The sequence below is a fragment of the Bradyrhizobium algeriense genome, from assembly GCF_036924595.1.
GTDB classification, from domain to species: domain Bacteria; phylum Pseudomonadota; class Alphaproteobacteria; order Rhizobiales; family Xanthobacteraceae; genus Bradyrhizobium; species Bradyrhizobium algeriense.
The window spans coordinates 595,459-612,705 of the sequence record NZ_JAZHRV010000001.1 but is presented as its reverse complement, the minus strand read 5'-3'; the positions used below and the strand labels follow the sequence as shown (position 1 = coordinate 612,705).

Sequence of the window (17,247 nt, the reverse complement as noted above, 5' to 3'; positions counted from 1 at the left end):
AGCAGGTGTAGGATGGGTAGAGCGTAGCGAAACCCATCATTCTGATCATCGGCGGTAATGGGTATCGTGGAGTTTCGGGCCGGCCGAAGGCCGGACCCGTTGGCTCCACCCATCCTACGGGCTACTCCCAGCGGATCGCCATCTCGCTCGTCGGCTGCCACCCAAGCTTTTCATACAGCGGGCGGCCCTGCCAGGTCGCATGAAGGATTGCATAGGACATGCCGAGGCCCGCGATCACGACGCCGGCCTCCTCGAGCATCCATCCAAAATAGCTCCCGTCTGCCAGTCGCGGCGAAAGCCATTGCTCGAAAGCCGAAGTCATCGGCCGCAAGGCTTCGCGCGTGCGGCCGTACTCGGCAAACATCCGCTCGCGGTGCTCGCAAATCAGCGTGAGATCATGCGTTGCAATGGGTCTTGCCGTGATGGCCATGGGCGCAGTCCCAGGTAGCGTGTAGAATCGGTGGAGCGAAAGCGAAACCCCTCCTTGCATTCCGATCAACAGAGATGATGGGTTTCGCGGAGTTTATCATCGGGCCGGCCGAAGGCCGGACCCGTTGGCTCTACCCATGCTACGAACTGCTTGAGCGACTGCCGTTACGCAGTCTCAGGCCGCCTCGGATGCATGAACCACCGCCCCCAACGATGCCAAGGTAGCCTGAATGTTATCTCTCCGCGACCTGAGGCTCCGCGCCAACACCGGGTACGCTGGTTCAGACAAGTCGCGAACACCCGCGCGCGTCTCTTCGTGCTCGATGTCAACGGTGAGCAACTCGACCGATCGCGATAGGCTTTCGATCAGTGTCGCGATTTGAAACCTGTTCGCCGCTGCGGTTCCCCGGAGCGTTTCAATTAGAGATGAGTTTGCCATTGGTACCCTCTGCGCCGGTCAGTTTTAGGACGCGCTCACGCCCATTCCTGCGTAGAGCAAGGCGGGTGCCAGGTAGGCGACAAGAACCCCCCGTAGTTCTCCGGCCCGGACATCGTAAAACCATTGCGCTGGGGATGCCGGAGTGCTCCGGCTGTACCTGTATGCTCGTGTGCGCCTCTACCCCCATCTCTTGCACACGGGACCGCGGGTGCAGCAAGCACCCCGCATTCCCTGCGCCCTCTTCTCTTTGGGCGAAACGGTTGGCAAAGCCCGGGCGAAACGCGCCGCGGGAATGCGGAGGCATGCTCTCTCCCCGTCATTGCGAGCGCAGCGAAGCAATCCACCTCTCCGCGTGGGATAGATGGATTGCTTCGTCGCTTCGCTCCCTTGCGCAAACGCTTCGCGTTTGTCGCAGGCAATGACGGCTCTGGCGGTGAGGGCATGCGGGTGAGACTGACAGCGGCCCGAAATACGGCCCGCACCAGCCCCCGCACCCCCCCGTTAACCCTTTGCTAACCATACACCCGGCAAGAATTGCCGAGTGAAGTCGAGTGTCGTCGGCCGCGTAGAACGGGAGGAACCCCGTGGACGCCAGTGCGGTACCTCACTTTCGGACCGGCGGCCCTTCGGCCGCCGCGCAGACGTTTGGCGCCCGCGGGCGCCAATCGCGGGGGGATGCGGCTACCATGGTCGATGTCACGGCGGGTCAGGGCGGCGCAGGCGCCAGCGGCAAGTTTCCATCCCTAAGCGAAATCGGAGATATGCTGAGGCGCGGCGATCTGGCGCTCGCGTTCGGCGTCCTCACCATCCTGGTGGTGCTGATCCTGCCGCTGCCCGCGATCGTGCTCGATCTGTTCCTGGCGATCTCGATCACGGTGTCGATCCTGATCCTGATGACGGCGCTGTTCATCCAGGCGCCGCTGGAATTCTCGGCGTTTCCGACCGTGCTACTGATCTCGACCATGCTGCGGCTGTCGCTGAACATGGCCTCCACCCGGCTGATCCTGTCGCACGGCCATGAGGGCACGGCCGCGGCCGGCCACGTCATCGAGGCGTTCGGCAATTTCGTGATGAGCGGTAATTTCGTCATCGGAATTATCGTGTTCGCGATCCTGGTGATCGTGAACTTCGTCGTCATCACCAAGGGTTCGGGCCGCATCGCCGAAGTCGCCGCGCGCTTCCAGTTGGACTCGATGCCCGGCAAGCAGATGGCGATCGACGCTGATCTTTCCGCCGGCCTGATCGACGAAGCCACCGCCAAGGCACGCCGCAAGGCCCTGGAGGACGAAAGCGGCTTCTTCGGCGCGATGGACGGTGCGTCCAAATTCGTCCGCGGCGACGCCATCGCGGGGCTTTTGATCGTCTTCATCAACGTCATCGGCGGCATCATTATCGGCGTGGCGCAGCAGGGCATGAGCTTTGGCGACGCCGCCCGCACCTACACCATCCTGACGGTCGGCGACGGCCTGGTAACGCAGGTGCCGGCGCTGATCGTCTCGACCGCGGCGGGCCTGTTGGTCTCGAAAGCCGGCATCACCGGTTCGGCCGATAAGGCGATGATGAAGCAGCTCTCGGGTTATCCGCAGGCGCTCGGCATGTCGGCCGGCGTGATGCTGGTGCTGGCGCTGTTGCCGGGCATTCCAATGCTGCCCTTCCTCGCGCTCGGCGGCGGCGCCGCCGTGCTGGCCTGGAAGGCGAAGAACCGCAACGGCGTCGCCAAGGCGGCGGAAGCGGCCGCAGCCGCGGCGCCCGAACTGGCGGCCGCAGCCGCCCAGGCCTCAGCCGAAGAGCCGATCGCCACCGCGCTCAAGATCGACGACCTCAAGATCGAACTCGGCTACGCGCTGCTGCCGCTGGTCAACGGCCCTGACGGCACCGACCGCCTCACCGAGCAGATCAAGGCGCTGCGCCGCTCGCTTGCGATCGAAATGGGCTTTGTGATGCCGGCGGTGCGCATCCTCGACAACGTCCAGCTCGAGGCCAACACCTATGTCATCAAGATCAAGGAAGTGGACGCCGGCTCCGGCAAGATCTGGCCGAACCAATTCATGGTCATGGATCCCGCCGGCAACCAGGTCGGCGTGCCCGGCATCCACACCGTCGAGCCGACCTTTGGTCTCCCGGCAACCTGGGTCGACGCCGCGCTCAAGGAAGAAGCATCGCTGAAGGGCTACACGGTGGTCGATGCCGCCACCGTGCTGTCGACGCATCTGACCGAGCTGCTCAAGAACAACATGAGCGATCTTTTGTCCTACGGCGAGGTGCAGAAGCTGTTGAAGGACCTGCCGAAGGAACAGGGCGAGCTGGTCAAGGACATCGTGCCGAGTTCGGTCACGGTCTCGGGCATCCAGCGCGTGCTGCAATTGCTGCTGGCCGAGCGGATCTCGATCCGCGATCTCTCCACCATTCTCGAAGGCATCGCCGACGCGCTCGCCTTCTCGCGCCACCCCGCCACCATGGTCGAGCACGTCCGCGCCCGGCTGGCGCGGCAGATCTGCGCGCAGAACACCACCTACAACGGCTACCTGCCGCTGATCGCGCTGTCGGCGCGCTGGGAGATGGCGTTTGCGGAATCGATCGTGGGCACCGGCGAGGACCGCAGCCTTGCCATGCAGCCCTCAAAGCTATCGGAGTTCATGACCTCGGTCCGCAACGCGTTCGAGCAGGCCGCCCGCGAAGGCGAGGCGCCGGTGCTGGTCACCTCGGCTGCGATCCGCCCGTTCGTCCGCTCGCTGGTCGAGCGCTTCCGCTCGCAGACCACCGTATTATCTCAGGCCGAAATTCACCCGCGCGCGCGGCTGAAGACGGTGGGAAGCGTGTAGGCCGGAAGCCTGCGCGCGGCGCAAATCAGCGGCGAAAAAGGCGAAGCCTTTTCGTCACATGCAAACAATTTGTTAACATCGCACCAATCGGCAGGCATTTGCCGCTAGCGTCGCGGGTGGCATTTTAAACCATTGTAACATTTAGGAAATCTTCTATTTTTGCCCTCGCGGAGCGACCCTTTGATCGCGGCCGTTCAAGTCTTTTCACCGCCTTGTGATCGCCACTTGGGAACTAATCTGCGGATTCCTACGTTTCCTGACGCGAGACGTTGAACCGCCCTGTGAACGGCATCGACGAATTTGCAGGACGGAAGGCGGCAGGAGACTTCCATGAACCACTCGATCTACAGCGCAGATCGCACGACCCATCTCAAGATCGTGGTCGTGGCTCTGGTTGCGGGTGTCGTGGTCGCCGGTTTCAGCATCTCCGCGCGCACAACCTCGGATGAAGGTCTGACCCAGACCGCGAGCACGCGCGTCATGAAGGCCGGTAAGCCGGTTGTGATTACGAGTTCAGGCAACTCTGTCGTACGCTAAAGGAGAATTCACGGAATTCACGCGGCTCTTTACAGCCCCCAAAGGCCACGTGGATAATTAAGACCCCAACTACCCCCAAGTTGACTACGAAAACGCCCGCTCCCCACGGGCGTTTTCTTTTTGTCGGGGCTGTCGGGTGGTCGCAAACTCAGCTTACCCCCTGACCACCTGCCACCCCATAGGATCTACGGGCTTTCGCGCCTCCTCACATGAGGAGCGGCTAGCGAGTAGCCGGCACCGTCTCGATCAGTTTGCCGACATAGATCGGCGCCGAGGTCGGCTGGCCGGTCGGAGATCCGCCGGCCGGCTCCACGGTCACCGCGTAGGTCGCTGCATTGATCGTACCGGCGTCGTAGTCGGCGAGCACCGGACGCGCGGTGAAATCGCTGCCGCCGATCACGCCGAGCGAGCGCGGCTGCGGCAGCTTGTCGGAGATCAGCCAGAGCTCAAAACTCTTGCCGGGCTCGGCATCGGCGCCGACTTTGCGGACGGTGAAATTTTTGGTCGCGGCGTCGACCGTCAGGATGAAGGCGGGCGAGCCGCCGTCACGCTGCAATAGCGCAACATATTGCGCCGAGGGCACAGGCGATGGCGCCGGCGTCTTGACCTCGACCGTCTGGATGCGCGGCTTCGGCCGCAGCGCTTCCGGCAGCAATTCCGGCCGATAGACCTGCACCGCCAGCATCGCGACCAGGGCTGCGGCAAGCGCGGTGGCCATCGACGCGACGCTGCGCAAGCGCCGGACCCGGCCCGCCAGCTGGATGACGTTCGAATTGTCGCTCACATGGTCGACGGCGACGGGAGGCGCCGCGGCGACCACAGGCTCCTCGGCAGGTGGTGGTGCAGGCTCCGGAGGCGGCGACGCCTCGGGCAGCACCAGCGTCGCCTGCTGTTCGGTGGACTGTCCGATCGCAGCCTTGATGTTCTCCCACACGATCGGCCGCGGCTCGACCGAGCCGACCATCTGGTTCAAGACGCCGAGCCGGTATTCCCAGGCATGGACCAGCGCGGTGTATTCGGCGTCGACGGCCATCATGGTCTCGACCTGCGCGCGCTCATCGGCATCGAGGGTGCCGAGCGCATATTCCGCGGCGAGCGCGATATGGTCTTCGCTATGGGCCATCGTTCAAGATCCGGGCATCAAAGCCCGAGACACTCCCTTATGTCCATCATGCTGCGGCGCAGCCACGTCTTCACCGTATTCACCGGCGTCTCGAACTTGGCGGCGAGCTGCTCGCGGCTCCAGCCGTTGTAATAGGCCAAGAGCACCAGCTTCTGCCGATCCGGCTCGAGACGGCCGACGCATTCCAGCAACCGCTTCAACTCTTCCGTCATCTCGCGCCGCGCCAGCGGGTCGGGCGAATCGGCCGCGACTTCCATCGCGGTCGGCTCCTCCTCGATCGAGATTTCGCTCTTCTTGCGCACCACGTCGATCGCGCGGTTGCGCGCGATCGACGCCATCCAGGTAATCGGCGAAGCAAGCGCCGGGTTGAACTGTCCGGCGCTTTTCCAGATCTTGACGTAAGCCTCCTGAATGACCTCCTCCGCGAGGTCCTGACGGCGCAAGATACGGAGCACGACGCCGAAGAGTTTCGCGCGCGTGGCGGCGTAAAGGCGCTCAAAAGCAGCCTCATCCCCCTTCGCAACCGCGGCAATCAGCCAGACCAGCTCCGCTGGCGTCAGCATTCAGCGTCCCCCAAATCGCGATTTTCTCCATCGCGTCTTACGCCGGAGCAATCGAGAAGTTTCGTAGCATACCCTGCGATAAGGGGGCCACCAAGTCGCCGGTTTCGGGGATTCTGGAACAGAAAAACCCGGGCCTTGCCGCCCGGGGTTTTTGATCGTGCAACCGATGAGGGTGAGAGGCGTCAGGCGACGCCAAGCCGGGCGCGCATCAGGCCGATGGAGTCCATGTCGGCCTGCTCCCGGGCGCTCTCCTCGGCGCGCTCGCGCGCCTGGTCGCGCTCGTCGAGCAGTTCCACCTTCTTCAGCTCCTCGAACGCTTCGCTGAGCAGGCTCTTGGCGTCCTCGAGCTGGAGGCGCAGTTCGTCGGCGGAACGGGTCAGGTTCTCCCGGCGCTGGATCGCGGCCTTGGCGTAGGTTGGGTAGGCGAAATGGGAGGGATCGTTGATCCCGGCCCGCTCCTGCTCGGTCTGGATTTCGCGCTCGAGATCGACCGACATGCGCTGGAAGTCGGCGATCATGCCTTCGATCTGGGTAACCCTTCGGCGCTTCTCGTCGACCTGAAATTTCTTCAGGCGGATCAGCGTTTCGCGTGACTTCATCGACTCATACTCCCCAGAAGTCCCAATCTGAACGCGGGACGGAGCCGGCTCCCCCGGGGGGCCCCACCGGCCTCATTAATCATGTGCCGGAGATGATGGCCTGACAAAGTTAGCGTTCCGTTTCCAAATTGGCGAGGATTTGCGCCAACTGGCGATAGCCGTCATCGAGGCTCGATTTTTCGTCCTTGGCCTGGCGCAGGAAGGCTTCCAGCGGCTCGTGCAGGCGGATCGCCTCGTCGACTTCGGGGCTTGAACCCGCCCGATAGGCGCCGAGCCGGATCAGTTCCTCCATGTCGGCGTAGGTCGCCATCACCTGGCGGCCCCGCATGATCACGGACAGATAGTCCGGGTTGGCCGATCTCGGCATGGTGCGGGAGACCGATTTGAGGATATTGATCGCGGGAAACCGCCCACGTTCCGCAATCGAGCGTTGCATCACGACGTGGCCGTCCAGAATGCCGCGGACCGCGTCCGCAATCGGCTCGTTATGATCGTCGCCGTCGACCAGCACGGTAAAAATGCCGGTGATGGTGCCAACGCCGGTGCCCGGCCCTGCCCGCTCCAGAAGTTTCGGCAATTCGGTGAACACGGTCGGCGTATAGCCCTTGGCCGTCGGCGGCTCGCCGGCCGACAACCCGATCTCGCGTTGCGCCATCGCAAAGCGCGTGACCGAGTCCATCAGGCACAGCACGTCCTTGTCCTCATCGCGGAAATACTCCGCAATCGCCAGCGTCAGATAAGCCGCCTGCCGCCGCATCAAGGCGGGCTCATCCGATGTCGCCACCACCACGACCGAGCGCGCAAGACCCTCGTCGCCGAGATCCTCCTGCAGAAATTCCTGCACCTCGCGGCCGCGTTCGCCGATCAGGCCGATAACCGTAATGTCGGCATCGACATTGCGGGCCAGCATCGACAGCAGCACCGATTTGCCGACGCCGGAACCGGCGAAGATGCCGAGCCGCTGGCCGCGGCAGCAAGTCAGGAATGTATTGAGCGCACGGACGCCCAGATCTAGGGGCGCGCCCACGCGTTTGCGCGAATGCGCCGGCGGCGGCGAATTGCGGTAGGGCATCGGCGACGGCCCCTGCACCAGCGGCCCCTTGCCGTCGATCGGTTCACCCATGGCGTTGATGACGCGGCCGAGCCAGGCCGGTGACGGCCGCACCTGGCTGGCCGCGGTGGCAATGACCGCGCGGCAACCACGCCTGACACCGTCGAGCCCGCCGAATGGCATCACGACCGCATTGCTGCCGGAAAAGCCGATCACCTCGGCCGGGATGAAGCGGCCCCCGCCGGTATCGATGACGATCCTCGCACCGACCGACATCGCATGAATGGGCCCCGCGATCTCGACCATCAGTCCGCGCACGCCCACAACACGGCCATATATATTGACGCCGTCGATATCGCCGATCTGCTCCGCGAGCGCCTTCATTGCGAAAACCTTAAGTTTCCGCGTTTTAGCGGGGGCCGCTTAACCTCGTGTTTACCCGCATCATTAATCATTGCGTCACTGTCTTTTGGTGACTGAGCGCGCTCGCCCCTCAGAAGAAGGGCTAAACGCGGGAGTCGGTTAGGTCCGTCTCTTAATCTGGAGCTTGAGTGGACACGGTAGAGAAAAGCTGCTTCCCAGCAATATCTTAGGGCGATTCGCTAAAAATTGCACTTAAAGAGCTTGCGAACCGGAATCAGGATTTGTTAACCATGTGTCTGTCAGGATCCGAATCAGTTGTTAAAGGCGTTTTGAGTGCCGCAAGTGCGGCCGACCTGACGCCCGGAGCGGCGGACTAAAGGGGACTGGCATGCGCGTTTTGCTGATTGAAGATGACAGCGCTGTCGCGCAGTCGATCGAGTTGATGCTCAAATCCGAGAGTTTCAACGTCTATACGACGGACCTCGGGGAAGAAGGCGTCGACCTCGGTAAGCTCTATGACTACGACATTATCCTTCTCGACCTCAACCTGCCCGACATGTCCGGCTACGACGTGCTCAAGCAGCTCCGGGTTTCGAAGATCAAGACCCCCATTCTGATCCTCTCCGGCCTCGCCGGCATCGAGGATAAGGTCAAGGGCCTCGGCGTCGGCGCCGATGACTACATGACCAAGCCCTTCCACAAGGACGAACTGGTTGCCCGCATCCATGCGATCGTGCGCCGTTCCAAGGGCCACGCCCAGTCGGTCATCCAGACCGGCGATCTCGTCGTCAATCTCGACACCAAGACAGTCGAAGTCGGCGGCCAGCGCGTGCACCTGACGGGCAAGGAATACCAGATGCTGGAGCTGCTCTCGCTCCGCAAGGGAACCACCCTAACCAAGGAAATGTTCCTTAACCACCTCTATGGCGGCATGGACGAGCCCGAGCTGAAGATCATCGACGTCTTCATCTGCAAGCTGCGCAAAAAGCTGGCGAACGCCTCCGAAGGCCGCAACTTCATCGAAACCGTGTGGGGCCGCGGCTACGTGCTGCGCGAGCCACACGAGGCGGACGAGCGCATCCCCGCCTGACCAGGGGTTTAGGGCGAGCCGCACGGCTCACTCCTCCCGACAGAACCCCGCCGCAAACGGCGGGGTTTTTGTTTGGGCAGTTGGCTCTGCGGCGTGTCGGGATGATCGCGGCTTCGAAGTCCCGTAGCGTTTTCCAGCGAAGTGGAAACCGGTTCGCGTCAAGAAAACGCGTCAAAACAAGAATCTAGAGCCCCGTTCCGATTCAATCGGAACGGAAGAGGCTCTAGACGCGTGGCGGAAGTCGGTTGCGTTGTTGGACCAGCGGCACAACCGGGGACTCATACGCCGACCTCGCGCTCCGGGCTGGCCTCCCGCTCCGTGAGAAGCCGATCGATCAGACCCCATTCCAAAGCTTCTTCCGCCGTCATGAAACGGTCGCGGTCCATCGCACGCTCGAACTCCTCATAGGTCCGTCCGCAATGCTCGGCGTAGAGCCGCGTCATGCGCTGCTTGGTTCGCAGGATTTCTTCGGCATGGATGAGCATGTCCGACGCCTGCCCCTGGAAACCGCCCGACGGTTGGTGGACAAGAATGCTGGCGTTGGGCAAGGCGGCACGCTCGCCAGGTTCGCCTGCCATCAACAGAAACGACCCCATTGAGCGGGCCGTCCCCATGCAGAGCGTATGAACCGGCGCGCGGACATATTGCATAGTATCGTACATCGCGAGGCCACTGGTAACGACACCACCGGGCGAGTTGATATACAGTTGGATCGGCTTCTTGGGATTTTCGGCCTCCAGGAACAACAACTGCGCGCAGACGAGAGCAGACACAGTGTCGTTCACCTCGCCGTTCAGGAAGATGATCCTCTCGCGAAGCAGGCGGGAATAGATATCGAAAGAGCGTTCGCCACGGCTGGATTGTTCGATGACCATAGGGACGAGCTGCATCGCTTCGCGCATCGGCGAATTCCTTTTCTTCCAGAAATGTCTTTGGCGGGGCGGAGGCGTCAGGCGGCGAGCATGAGGCAGGTCCAATTGTTGTTCGCCGCCCTTGGCAGATGACGCTCCAGTCGTGCGTCTGCCAGCCCGTGAATGATTTTCAGTCTGGTGCCGCCCACGGCATTAGGCGTGACCTGAAACGTCACCACGCTTTCGAGAAAGGGCGGTTCGTCGTCCCGCATTATGTAGCAAATTTCCTCACCCGGCGCCGAAGAGACTGGTTCAGTATCAGCCAGTTCTCCTTTCGGTAGCCATTTCTCACGAAACGCGGGAATGCTAATCGCCCGCCAGACTTTTTCAGGTGGCGCGTCGAGTTCGTATTCGAGCACCAGGTCTTTCGTCTGCCCCTCGGCCTCCATGTCGTTCATTGGTCCATATCCTTCAGCAAGGCTTTCAAAGCGTCGATGCGCGCGGGCCAGTAGGAGCGATACTTCGCCAGCCATCCGGCTATGAGCGCCAAGCCGTCTGGATCGACCTCGTAGTTCACGAAACGGCCCTGCCGTTGTTCCCGCACCAGCCTTGCGTTGCGCAGAACCGAGAGGTGTTGGGACATGGCTGGTTGGCTGATCGTCATACCCTCCCGCAAGGCACTGGCGTTCATGCTGCCATTCGCCAGTTTCTCGAAGATTGCGCAGCGGGTCGGATCGGCCAGAGCCTTGAAGATGTCGTTCTGGATCATGCCAACACATAAGCACACACTTATCTAATTCGCAAGCACCAAGAAATGGTCGGTTAGATTGACTGATGAGCACGCTTTGACCGCCCGCGCCTTGACCGCCATTTGCGCGGCGCCCACGCCCGTTAATACGGATGCGATCGCCTCCCCGATCGGAGGCGATGCCTTTCATTTCAGCCGGTTTGCTGTTCGCGAATTTTGTTTTCAGGCCATCACGCGCGGCCCCACAGGCCGGACGGCACGACGTTCTGACATTCAGGAGCGTGCGAGCGCGTCGAGCTTGCCGCGAAGCTCTTCAATCGCCGGCTTCGCAACATCGCCGGCGCCGGGCGTCGCCAGCACCTTGTCACACATCTGGTTGATCGTGGGTGTCGCGACCACAATCAGCTTTACGAGGGTGCTCCTTCCTTCCGGAGAGAGCTGCGTTGCGCGGGAGCGCACCTCATTCAATTGAGCCGTTGCTTCCTTTAGTTTGGGCAGGGCAGCCTCGGCTGAAGCGGCATCGGTGATACCAGGAAGCACGGTCCTGATGGAACCAACCGACGAGTTGATCTGGTTCGCCAAATTCATCCCTCCGACCGTCAAATCCGTCGGCGCCAGGCCCACGGTTCCGGTCGCGTTCCGCGTCGTGGTGGAAGGCGACACCTGAGCGACCGTGTCCTCCCCTGAACGACCAAAGGCGAACCAGACGAGACCACCCAATACCGCCGCAGCGACCAGCCAGTACGGCCATTGTGAAACCGCGGTTGAACGGGCCGCCGTAGAGGCCGCCTGACCAGCCTGGTAAACGGTCCGCTCAGAAGCCTCTGCAATTCGGCCGCCAGCCGCGCTGGCCGCCTCCGCGCCGCTGCGCAAGCCTCCAGTCGCTCTGTCGATGAGACCCTCGGCACTCAACTGACCGGCGAGACCCGACGGTATTGCCGCGGCGATCTGATCCTTCTGTGAAGTGAGAAGAGACACCAGCCCGCTTGCGTCGAGACCCGTGCTGCGTTGCTGCTGAGCCAACGCACCAAGGACCACAGGGCCAAGCATGCTGAGCATCGACTTGCTGGTACCCTCGCCGATCCCCGCGAACTTGCCTATCGTCTGCGCCATTGTGTCCAGCGTTCCGCCACCGAACAGGCCCGAAAGCATGTTCGACCCCGTTTCCGCCAGCGAGTTCTGGCCGGAACCGCCGATGAGATTCTTGAGGCTCTCAAGCGACCCGGATTGCTGTGTCAGCGTGTTGGTGAGCTGGCGTGCCCCATTGGGCGTGGAGGCAACGTCAGCGAAGCTTGCAAGAAGCGCAGGAATCGCACCCGCGATGGCTTTTTGCGCAACATTGCGATCAAGGTCCAGAGCAGAAGCGAGCTTCGCTATCATGTCCGGCGTGAGGCATTGCATCACTAGAGAGATCAAATTCGTCGCCATGGCGATCCTCCCGAGCAAGGGTGCAGTTGCTTACTCAGGTAGGTCCGCAATCCGGATTACATCTCCAAAGTTTAATCACCTTATATTACTACCTCCCCGGACTAATCCGAGTTCCACAAAAGCTGCTACGATTTGGGAGCCGGCGAACGACTTGAAACGGCGTTCATGGCAGGCGATGTCGTATCGAGGAAGCATCGCCGCCGGTCGAGACTGCCGTTGACCCTTCACGCTGCCCTTCGAGCTTCCTCGGGGCTGATGGAGTTTACGGCACATGTCGAACCTGGATATTGCACTGTCGGTTGCGCTTGGCATTGGGCTCGCCGCAGCAACCGGCTTTCGGCTGTTCCTGCCGCTGCTAATTCTGAGCGGCGCAACCTACGCCGGACATGCAAGCCTGAACGAGGGCTTCGCATGGCTCGGCACACCAGCCGCCGTCATCATGCTCGGCACGGCAGCCGTAGTGGAGATCGCCGCTTTCTACATTCCCGGCGCGGACAACCTGCTCGATACGGTGGCGACGCCCGGTGCCGTCGTCGCAGGAACGATCGTGTCCGCCGCTGTTATGACCGACCTGCCGCCGATGGTGAAATGGACGGCGGCCATCATCGCAGGAGGTGGCGTTGCCGGCATCACGCAAGGCTTGACTGCGATGCTCAGGGCAAAATCCACCGTCTTCACCGGCGGCCTTGGGAATTCGGCGGTTGCGACCGCCGAACTCGGGAGCGCCCCCAAGGCGCAGCGCTCGTCGATCGCGCTGAAAGGCCAGACCACCCAGCTGACCCTCGCCGATGCAGGAATCTACGATTACATCTGCGGCCTGCACCCGGCGATGAAGGGTAAGATTGAGGTCAGGGAATAACCGACTGCGTCAAGGCCGCGATGGAAGATCTGCGACCCCCGCCGCAAATGGCGGGGTTTTGTTTACAGCGTTTTCCAGCGAAGTGGACACCGGTTCGCGTCAAGAAAACGCGTCAAAACAAGAATCTGAAGCCCGGTTCTGATCCAATCAGAACCGGGCTCCAGGCGGAGTTTTTATTGGAATTGAACCCGCCGCGCCTATGCGCCGACTGACAGATCGTGCGAACCTTATCGAGCGCACGAGTCGGGGCGAATTAAATGGTTCTGCAATCCCTTGCCGGGCTTCCGGCGTTCCTGGTGTATTTCTGTACGGCGATCGTAGCCGTAGTCGCCTACCTCTTCGTCTACACCCGCGTCACGGCGCACAATGAGTTCGACCTGATCCGCGCCAACGAGCCGGCAGCCGCGATCGCGCTGGGCCTGAGCCTGCTCGGCTTTGTGCTGCCGCTGGTCAGCGCCATCGCCCATTCCGCCAATGTCTGGGATTGCATGATCTGGGCCGCGATCGCCGTGGTCGTGCAGATAACAGTCTATTTCCTCGTCAGGGTTCCGGTGCCGAACCTGTCGAAGCGGATTGCGGCCGGCGAACTCGCCGCCGCGATCTGGCTCGGGCTGGCCTCGCTGGCCGCCGGCGCACTGAACGCCGCCTCGATGATCTACTGACCATGGCGAACAAATCAGACCAGGATTTCGGCAAGCGCAAACCGGTCTCGGTGCCGGCATCGCCGCGCCCCGCTCAGGCACCGGCGAAACGTTCGGGCCACGTTGCGCTGCTGCTAATGGGCACCGTTGCGGTCGGCAGCGCCGCCTACACGTTGATGCCGAGCCGCAACTGCGAGCCATCGCCGAATGCGGCTTCGCCGCCATACCAGCAAAGCAATACCGAGTGCTCGTCGCGCAGCTCTTCATCCAGTAGCGGCTCCAGCGGCAGCTCGTCGCGCAGCAGCTACTACTCAAGCGATTCGTCATCGAGCCATTCGTCCTCGGGCACTTCCGATTCCGGCTCGCACAGCGCGCAGCGCGGCGGCTTCGGCTCATTCGGCCACGCCGTCGGCTTCTCAGGCGGCTGAATTCATGCAGCGCATCCCCTGCCCAGAGCGCGACGACTGGCGTGCCACCGCCGAAGGCGTCGGGTTCACTTTTCACACCATCAACGGCGAGCGCTATTGGGACGAAAGCGCCTATTACGCCTTCACGCTGAACGAGATCGAACGGCGGATCGAGGCGCCTACCGGCGAGATCGATGCGATGTGCCTCGAACTGGTCGGCCGCGCGATCAAGGACGAAAAATATCTGCGCCGGTTGAAAATACCCGAAGCCTTCTGGCCGCTGCTGTCCGAGAGCTGGCGCCGCCGCGACGCCAGCCTCTACGGCCGGCTGGACCTGAGCTACGACGGCTGGAGCCCGGCGAAACTCCTGGAGTACAACGCGGATACACCGACCTCGATTTTCGAAGCGGCGGTTTTTCAGTGGACCTGGCTCGAACAGGCGATGGAGCGCAACATCATCCCGAAGCGCGCCGACCAGTTCAATTCAATCCATGAGCGCCTGATCGACGCCTGGAAGAAACACGGCGGCGCAAAGCATCTGCATCTCGCCGGGATGACCGACAACACCGAGGATGCCGGCACGCTGGCCTATCTGCAGGACACCGCGAGCCAGGCCGGATTGAAGACGACGCTGATGGATATCAAGGATGTCGGACTGGGCGGCGATGGCCGCTTCGTCGATGTCGACGATCGCGGAATTGAGCTCGCCTTCAAACTCTATCCCTGGGAATGGATGTTTCAAGACGCGTTCGGCGCAAAACTGTCGAGCGCGCCGACACGCTGGATCGAGCCGCCCTGGAAGGCGATCCTCTCCAACAAGGGCATACTTCCGCTGCTCTGGGAGATGTTTCCGAAGCACCCCAATTTGCTGCCGGCCTATTTCGAGGACGATCCGAAGGCGTCGATGCTCGGCTCCTCGTTCGTGCGCAAGCCGCTCTATTCGCGCGAAGGCGCCAATGTCGCGCTCGTCAGCGCCGGCACCACGCTGATGGAACAGCAAGGCCCGTACGGGGCGGAAGGATTCATCCGGCAGGCTCTAGCGCCGCTGCCGAGCTTCACCGACCAATACCCGGTGCTTGGAAGCTGGCTGGTCGATCACACGCCATGCGGCCTGTCGATCCGCGAGGACGCGAACCCGATCACCGGCAACACGTCACGCTTCCTGCCGCACGCGATCGTATAGCGCGGCATGGCAAGCGGACGAGGTGAAGACCAGGCTCAGCGCGCCGCGGCGACGGCCCGCAGGGTTTGCGGCACCAGTGTCGACGCCCCCACCCGTATCACCGGCGCGATGTTCGGACGATAAAGTCCGCGCCGCTCCGGATAGGGCTTGAAGGTGTTGGTGATGCCGACAACGGATTCGGCCGCGCCCAGCGCCAGCACGCCATCGGGCTCCAGCATCCGGGAGAGCCGTTCGAAGATGTTGGTCTTGGTATTCTGATCGAAATAGATCAGCACGTTGCGGCAGAAGACGATGTCGAACACGCCCAGATGGGAGAAGTCCTGCAGAAGGTTGAGCTGACGATGCTGCACCATGCTGCGGAGCTCGGCATTGATCTGCCAGAGTTCGCCGTTCTGGGTGAAATATTTCACCAGCAACCCGATCGGCAATCCGCGCTGCACCTCGAACTGGCTGAAGATTCCGGCCTTCGATTTTTCCAGCACCGCCTGCGACAGGTCGGTCGCGACGATCTCGGTGCGCCAGCCCGACAGCAGGGAACCTGCTTCCTTCAGGCACATCGCGATCGAATACGGCTCCTGCCCGGTGGAGGAAGCGGCGCACCAGATGCGCAAGGAGCGGCGGGCCGCGCGCGCCTGCGCCATCGCCGGGATGACCGTCTCCCGCAAATGATCGAACGGAATCTTGTCGCGGAAGAAGAACGTCTCGTTGGTGGTCATCGCTTCGACCACCTCCGCCGTCAGCACGTTGGCTCCGCCCTTCATCTTCTCGACGAGTTCGGAAATGCCCGGCAGGCTGGACTTGCGCGCCAGCGGCAACAACCGGCTTTCGACCAGATATTGCTTGTCGGCCGAAAGATCGAGCCCGGAGCGCTCTTTCAGAAGCTTACGCAGATACTCATAGTCTGAAGGCGTCACGAACGATCTCCCGAAAACAACCGAACCAGTTTTGGCGCGATCTGATTGAGCGGCAGAACTGCCGCACAAATACCTGCATTGGTGGCCGCGCCCGGCATACCCCACACCACGCTGGTCGCTTCGTCCTGAGCAATCACGCTGCCGCCGGCGGCGACGATGTCCTTGCCGCCGCGCATGCCGTCGGAGCCCATGCCGGTCAGAATCACCGACATGATGCCGCCCTGCCAGACGTCGATGGCGGAGTTGAACAGCGGGTCCACCGCGGGTTTGCAGAAATTCACCGGCGGCCCGTCGTCAAGCGCGATCGCAGTCTCGGCGCCATGGCGCACCACGCGCATGTGGCGGCCGCCCGGCGCAAGATAGATCCGGCCGGGCTTGACGATCTCGCCATCGACGGCTTCATGCGCCGGCCGGCGGCTCGCGCGCGCCAGATGCTCGGCGAGAATCGTGGTGAAGGTCGGCGGCATGTGCTGGGTGATCAGCACCGGAAAACGATCGATCACCGGGCCGATGTCGGCAACCAGCGTCATCAGGGCCTGCGGGCCACCGGTCGACGAGCCGATCAGGAGCACCCGCGGCGCCAGCATGCTGAAGGGCTGGCGCGCCAGCTGCAGCTGCGCAACCGGCGCGGCGACCGGTTGGGCCAATGCTCCGCGTGCCCGCTCAGGGGCCGGCGCCATCGACGGGCTCGCGGCAGGCTGCGCGCGCCGGCGGGCCCTGGCGCCCAGATGACGAATCTTCTGAATCAGATCGTGGTGGAAGGTCTCGGCCGCGGTGGCCTCGCGCGTGCTCTCCGGCTTTGGAATGTAGTCGGACGCGCCGAGCGAAAGCGCCCTGAAGCTGATCTCCGCATTGCGGCGGGTCAGCGTCGACGCCATGATGATGACGAGGTCGCGTTTTTTCGCCAGGAGTTGCGGCAGCGCCGAAATGCCGTCGAGCTCCGGCATTTCGATATCGAGCACGGCAACGTCGGGCTTGATGCGTTCGATCTGGTTGACGGCGTCGAGACCGGTGCGCAGGGAGGCCGAGACCTCCATGTCCGGCTCGGCGCCGATCCAGCGCGAGATCATCCCGCGGATCACGACGGAGTCGTCGACCACCATGACGCGCAGCTTGTCTTGCCGTGTCGAGATTGGCGGTGGAGACCTCGTTAACGCAACACTCATTAATTCACCCGACCCCAACTCAAGCGGCACACTT

18 protein-coding genes are annotated in these 17,247 nt (G+C 62.4%); 7 read left to right on the top strand and 11 right to left on the bottom strand.

What is annotated here, in order from left to right; all coding sequences use genetic code 11:
• Positions 1–121: 121 nt before the first annotated feature.
• Positions 122–430 carry a hypothetical protein gene (locus V1286_RS02960; protein ID WP_334477461.1) on the bottom strand — a complete coding sequence of 103 codons (309 nt, stop codon included), beginning with the start codon at positions 428–430 and terminating at the stop codon, positions 122–124.
• Between the two features lie 1,022 nt (positions 431–1,452).
• Between V1286_RS02960 and flhA the strand changes: the two genes are divergently transcribed.
• Both flhA and V1286_RS02950 read left to right on the top strand, forming a co-directional pair.
• Positions 1,453–3,690 (top strand): flagellar biosynthesis protein FlhA, encoded by a 2,238-nt coding sequence (gene flhA / locus V1286_RS02955; RefSeq protein WP_334477460.1) that lies wholly within the window; start codon positions 1,453–1,455, stop codon positions 3,688–3,690.
• A 330-nt stretch (positions 3,691–4,020) separates the two neighbouring features.
• Positions 4,021–4,227, top strand: a complete 207-nt coding sequence (locus V1286_RS02950) for a hypothetical protein (protein WP_108517371.1) — start codon at positions 4,021–4,023, stop codon at positions 4,225–4,227.
• Positions 4,228–4,447: 220 nt separating this feature from the next.
• On the opposite strand, the gene V1286_RS02945 is transcribed toward V1286_RS02950, so the two are convergent.
• The 4 genes from V1286_RS02945 to fliI form a co-directional block, all read right to left on the bottom strand.
• Positions 4,448–5,350: an anti-sigma factor gene (locus V1286_RS02945; RefSeq protein ID WP_334477459.1), complete on the bottom strand. Its 903-nt coding sequence runs from the start codon at positions 5,348–5,350 to the stop codon at positions 4,448–4,450.
• 17 nt (positions 5,351–5,367) lie between these two features.
• A complete protein-coding gene (locus V1286_RS02940) occupies positions 5,368–5,913 on the bottom strand; it encodes a sigma-70 family RNA polymerase sigma factor (protein WP_108517376.1) in 546 nt (181 codons plus the stop codon).
• A gap of 182 nt (positions 5,914–6,095) precedes the next feature.
• Positions 6,096–6,512, bottom strand: a complete 417-nt coding sequence (fliJ, locus tag V1286_RS02935; protein ID WP_334477457.1) for a flagellar export protein FliJ — start codon at positions 6,510–6,512, stop codon at positions 6,096–6,098.
• 109 nt (positions 6,513–6,621) lie between these two features.
• On the bottom strand, positions 6,622–7,947 hold the full coding sequence (fliI, locus tag V1286_RS02930) for a flagellar protein export ATPase FliI (protein ID WP_334477456.1): 1,326 nt from the start codon (positions 7,945–7,947) through the stop codon (positions 6,622–6,624).
• 367 nt (positions 7,948–8,314) lie between these two features.
• Between fliI and ctrA the strand changes: the two genes are divergently transcribed.
• Positions 8,315–9,016, top strand: a complete 702-nt coding sequence (ctrA, locus tag V1286_RS02925; RefSeq protein WP_016848562.1) for a response regulator transcription factor CtrA — start codon at positions 8,315–8,317, stop codon at positions 9,014–9,016.
• Between the two features lie 278 nt (positions 9,017–9,294).
• Here the strand turns inward: ctrA and V1286_RS02920 are convergent, their stop codons facing one another.
• The 4 genes from V1286_RS02920 to V1286_RS02905 form a co-directional block, all read right to left on the bottom strand.
• Complete coding sequence (locus V1286_RS02920; protein ID WP_334477454.1) at positions 9,295–9,918, bottom strand: ATP-dependent Clp protease proteolytic subunit; 624 nt, start codon at positions 9,916–9,918, stop codon at positions 9,295–9,297.
• A gap of 47 nt (positions 9,919–9,965) precedes the next feature.
• A complete protein-coding gene (locus tag V1286_RS02915; protein ID WP_334477453.1) occupies positions 9,966–10,325 on the bottom strand; it encodes an SRPBCC family protein in 360 nt (119 codons plus the stop codon).
• Positions 10,322–10,636 carry an ArsR/SmtB family transcription factor gene (locus tag V1286_RS02910; RefSeq protein WP_108517384.1) on the bottom strand — a complete coding sequence of 105 codons (315 nt, stop codon included), beginning with the start codon at positions 10,634–10,636 and terminating at the stop codon, positions 10,322–10,324. Before V1286_RS02910 ends, V1286_RS02915 begins: the two co-directional genes overlap by 4 nt.
• A gap of 252 nt (positions 10,637–10,888) precedes the next feature.
• The gene (locus tag V1286_RS02905; protein ID WP_334477451.1) at positions 10,889–12,043 is read right to left on the bottom strand and encodes a DUF937 domain-containing protein; all 1,155 of its coding nucleotides are present in this window, start codon (positions 12,041–12,043) and stop codon (positions 10,889–10,891) included.
• Positions 12,044–12,314: 271 nt separating this feature from the next.
• Here V1286_RS02905 and V1286_RS02900 point away from each other — a divergent pair, with 271 nt between their 5' ends.
• From V1286_RS02900 to V1286_RS02885, 4 genes are all read left to right on the top strand, one after another.
• A complete protein-coding gene (locus V1286_RS02900; RefSeq protein ID WP_334477450.1) occupies positions 12,315–12,902 on the top strand; it encodes a DUF4126 family protein in 588 nt (195 codons plus the stop codon).
• A gap of 257 nt (positions 12,903–13,159) precedes the next feature.
• Positions 13,160–13,564 carry a DUF350 domain-containing protein gene (locus V1286_RS02895; RefSeq protein ID WP_334477449.1) on the top strand — a complete coding sequence of 135 codons (405 nt, stop codon included), beginning with the start codon at positions 13,160–13,162 and terminating at the stop codon, positions 13,562–13,564.
• A gap of 2 nt (positions 13,565–13,566) precedes the next feature.
• Positions 13,567–13,971, top strand: coding sequence for a hypothetical protein (locus V1286_RS02890; RefSeq protein WP_334477447.1), 405 nt, complete (start codon positions 13,567–13,569; stop codon positions 13,969–13,971).
• A gap of 4 nt (positions 13,972–13,975) precedes the next feature.
• Positions 13,976–15,133 carry a glutathionylspermidine synthase family protein gene (locus tag V1286_RS02885; RefSeq protein ID WP_334477445.1) on the top strand — a complete coding sequence of 386 codons (1,158 nt, stop codon included), beginning with the start codon at positions 13,976–13,978 and terminating at the stop codon, positions 15,131–15,133.
• A 35-nt stretch (positions 15,134–15,168) separates the two neighbouring features.
• Here V1286_RS02885 and V1286_RS02880 read toward each other — a convergent pair whose 3' ends face one another.
• Entirely contained in the window at positions 15,169–16,047 is an 879-nt protein-coding gene (locus tag V1286_RS02880) for a CheR family methyltransferase (RefSeq protein ID WP_334477443.1), read from the bottom strand.
• Positions 16,044–17,213, bottom strand: a complete 1,170-nt coding sequence (locus V1286_RS02875; protein WP_334477442.1) for a protein-glutamate methylesterase/protein-glutamine glutaminase — start codon at positions 17,211–17,213, stop codon at positions 16,044–16,046. Before V1286_RS02875 ends, V1286_RS02880 begins: the two co-directional genes overlap by 4 nt.
• Positions 17,214–17,247: the final 34 nt, after the last annotated feature.

Coding starts and splice junctions, on each gene's coding strand:
- fliI (WP_334477456.1), bottom strand. CDS start 7,947: ATGAAGGCGCTCGCGGAGCAGATCGGCGATATCGACGGCGTCAATATA.
- V1286_RS02895 (WP_334477449.1), top strand. CDS start 13,160: ATGGTTCTGCAATCCCTTGCCGGGCTTCCGGCGTTCCTGGTGTATTTC.
- V1286_RS02945 (WP_334477459.1), bottom strand. CDS start 5,350: ATGGCCCATAGCGAAGACCATATCGCGCTCGCCGCGGAATATGCGCTC.
- V1286_RS02900 (WP_334477450.1), top strand. CDS start 12,315: ATGTCGAACCTGGATATTGCACTGTCGGTTGCGCTTGGCATTGGGCTC.
- V1286_RS02890 (WP_334477447.1), top strand. CDS start 13,567: ATGGCGAACAAATCAGACCAGGATTTCGGCAAGCGCAAACCGGTCTCG.
- V1286_RS02960 (WP_334477461.1), bottom strand. CDS start 430: ATGGCCATCACGGCAAGACCCATTGCAACGCATGATCTCACGCTGATT.
- V1286_RS02920 (WP_334477454.1), bottom strand. CDS start 9,918: ATGCGCGAAGCGATGCAGCTCGTCCCTATGGTCATCGAACAATCCAGC.
- V1286_RS02950 (WP_108517371.1), top strand. CDS start 4,021: ATGAACCACTCGATCTACAGCGCAGATCGCACGACCCATCTCAAGATC.
- V1286_RS02940 (WP_108517376.1), bottom strand. CDS start 5,913: ATGCTGACGCCAGCGGAGCTGGTCTGGCTGATTGCCGCGGTTGCGAAG.
- V1286_RS02885 (WP_334477445.1), top strand. CDS start 13,976: ATGCAGCGCATCCCCTGCCCAGAGCGCGACGACTGGCGTGCCACCGCC.
- V1286_RS02915 (WP_334477453.1), bottom strand. CDS start 10,325: ATGAACGACATGGAGGCCGAGGGGCAGACGAAAGACCTGGTGCTCGAA.
- ctrA (WP_016848562.1), top strand. CDS start 8,315: ATGCGCGTTTTGCTGATTGAAGATGACAGCGCTGTCGCGCAGTCGATC.
- V1286_RS02905 (WP_334477451.1), bottom strand. CDS start 12,043: ATGGCGACGAATTTGATCTCTCTAGTGATGCAATGCCTCACGCCGGAC.
- fliJ (WP_334477457.1), bottom strand. CDS start 6,512: ATGAAGTCACGCGAAACGCTGATCCGCCTGAAGAAATTTCAGGTCGAC.
- V1286_RS02875 (WP_334477442.1), bottom strand. CDS start 17,213: ATGAGTGTTGCGTTAACGAGGTCTCCACCGCCAATCTCGACACGGCAA.
- V1286_RS02910 (WP_108517384.1), bottom strand. CDS start 10,636: ATGATCCAGAACGACATCTTCAAGGCTCTGGCCGATCCGACCCGCTGC.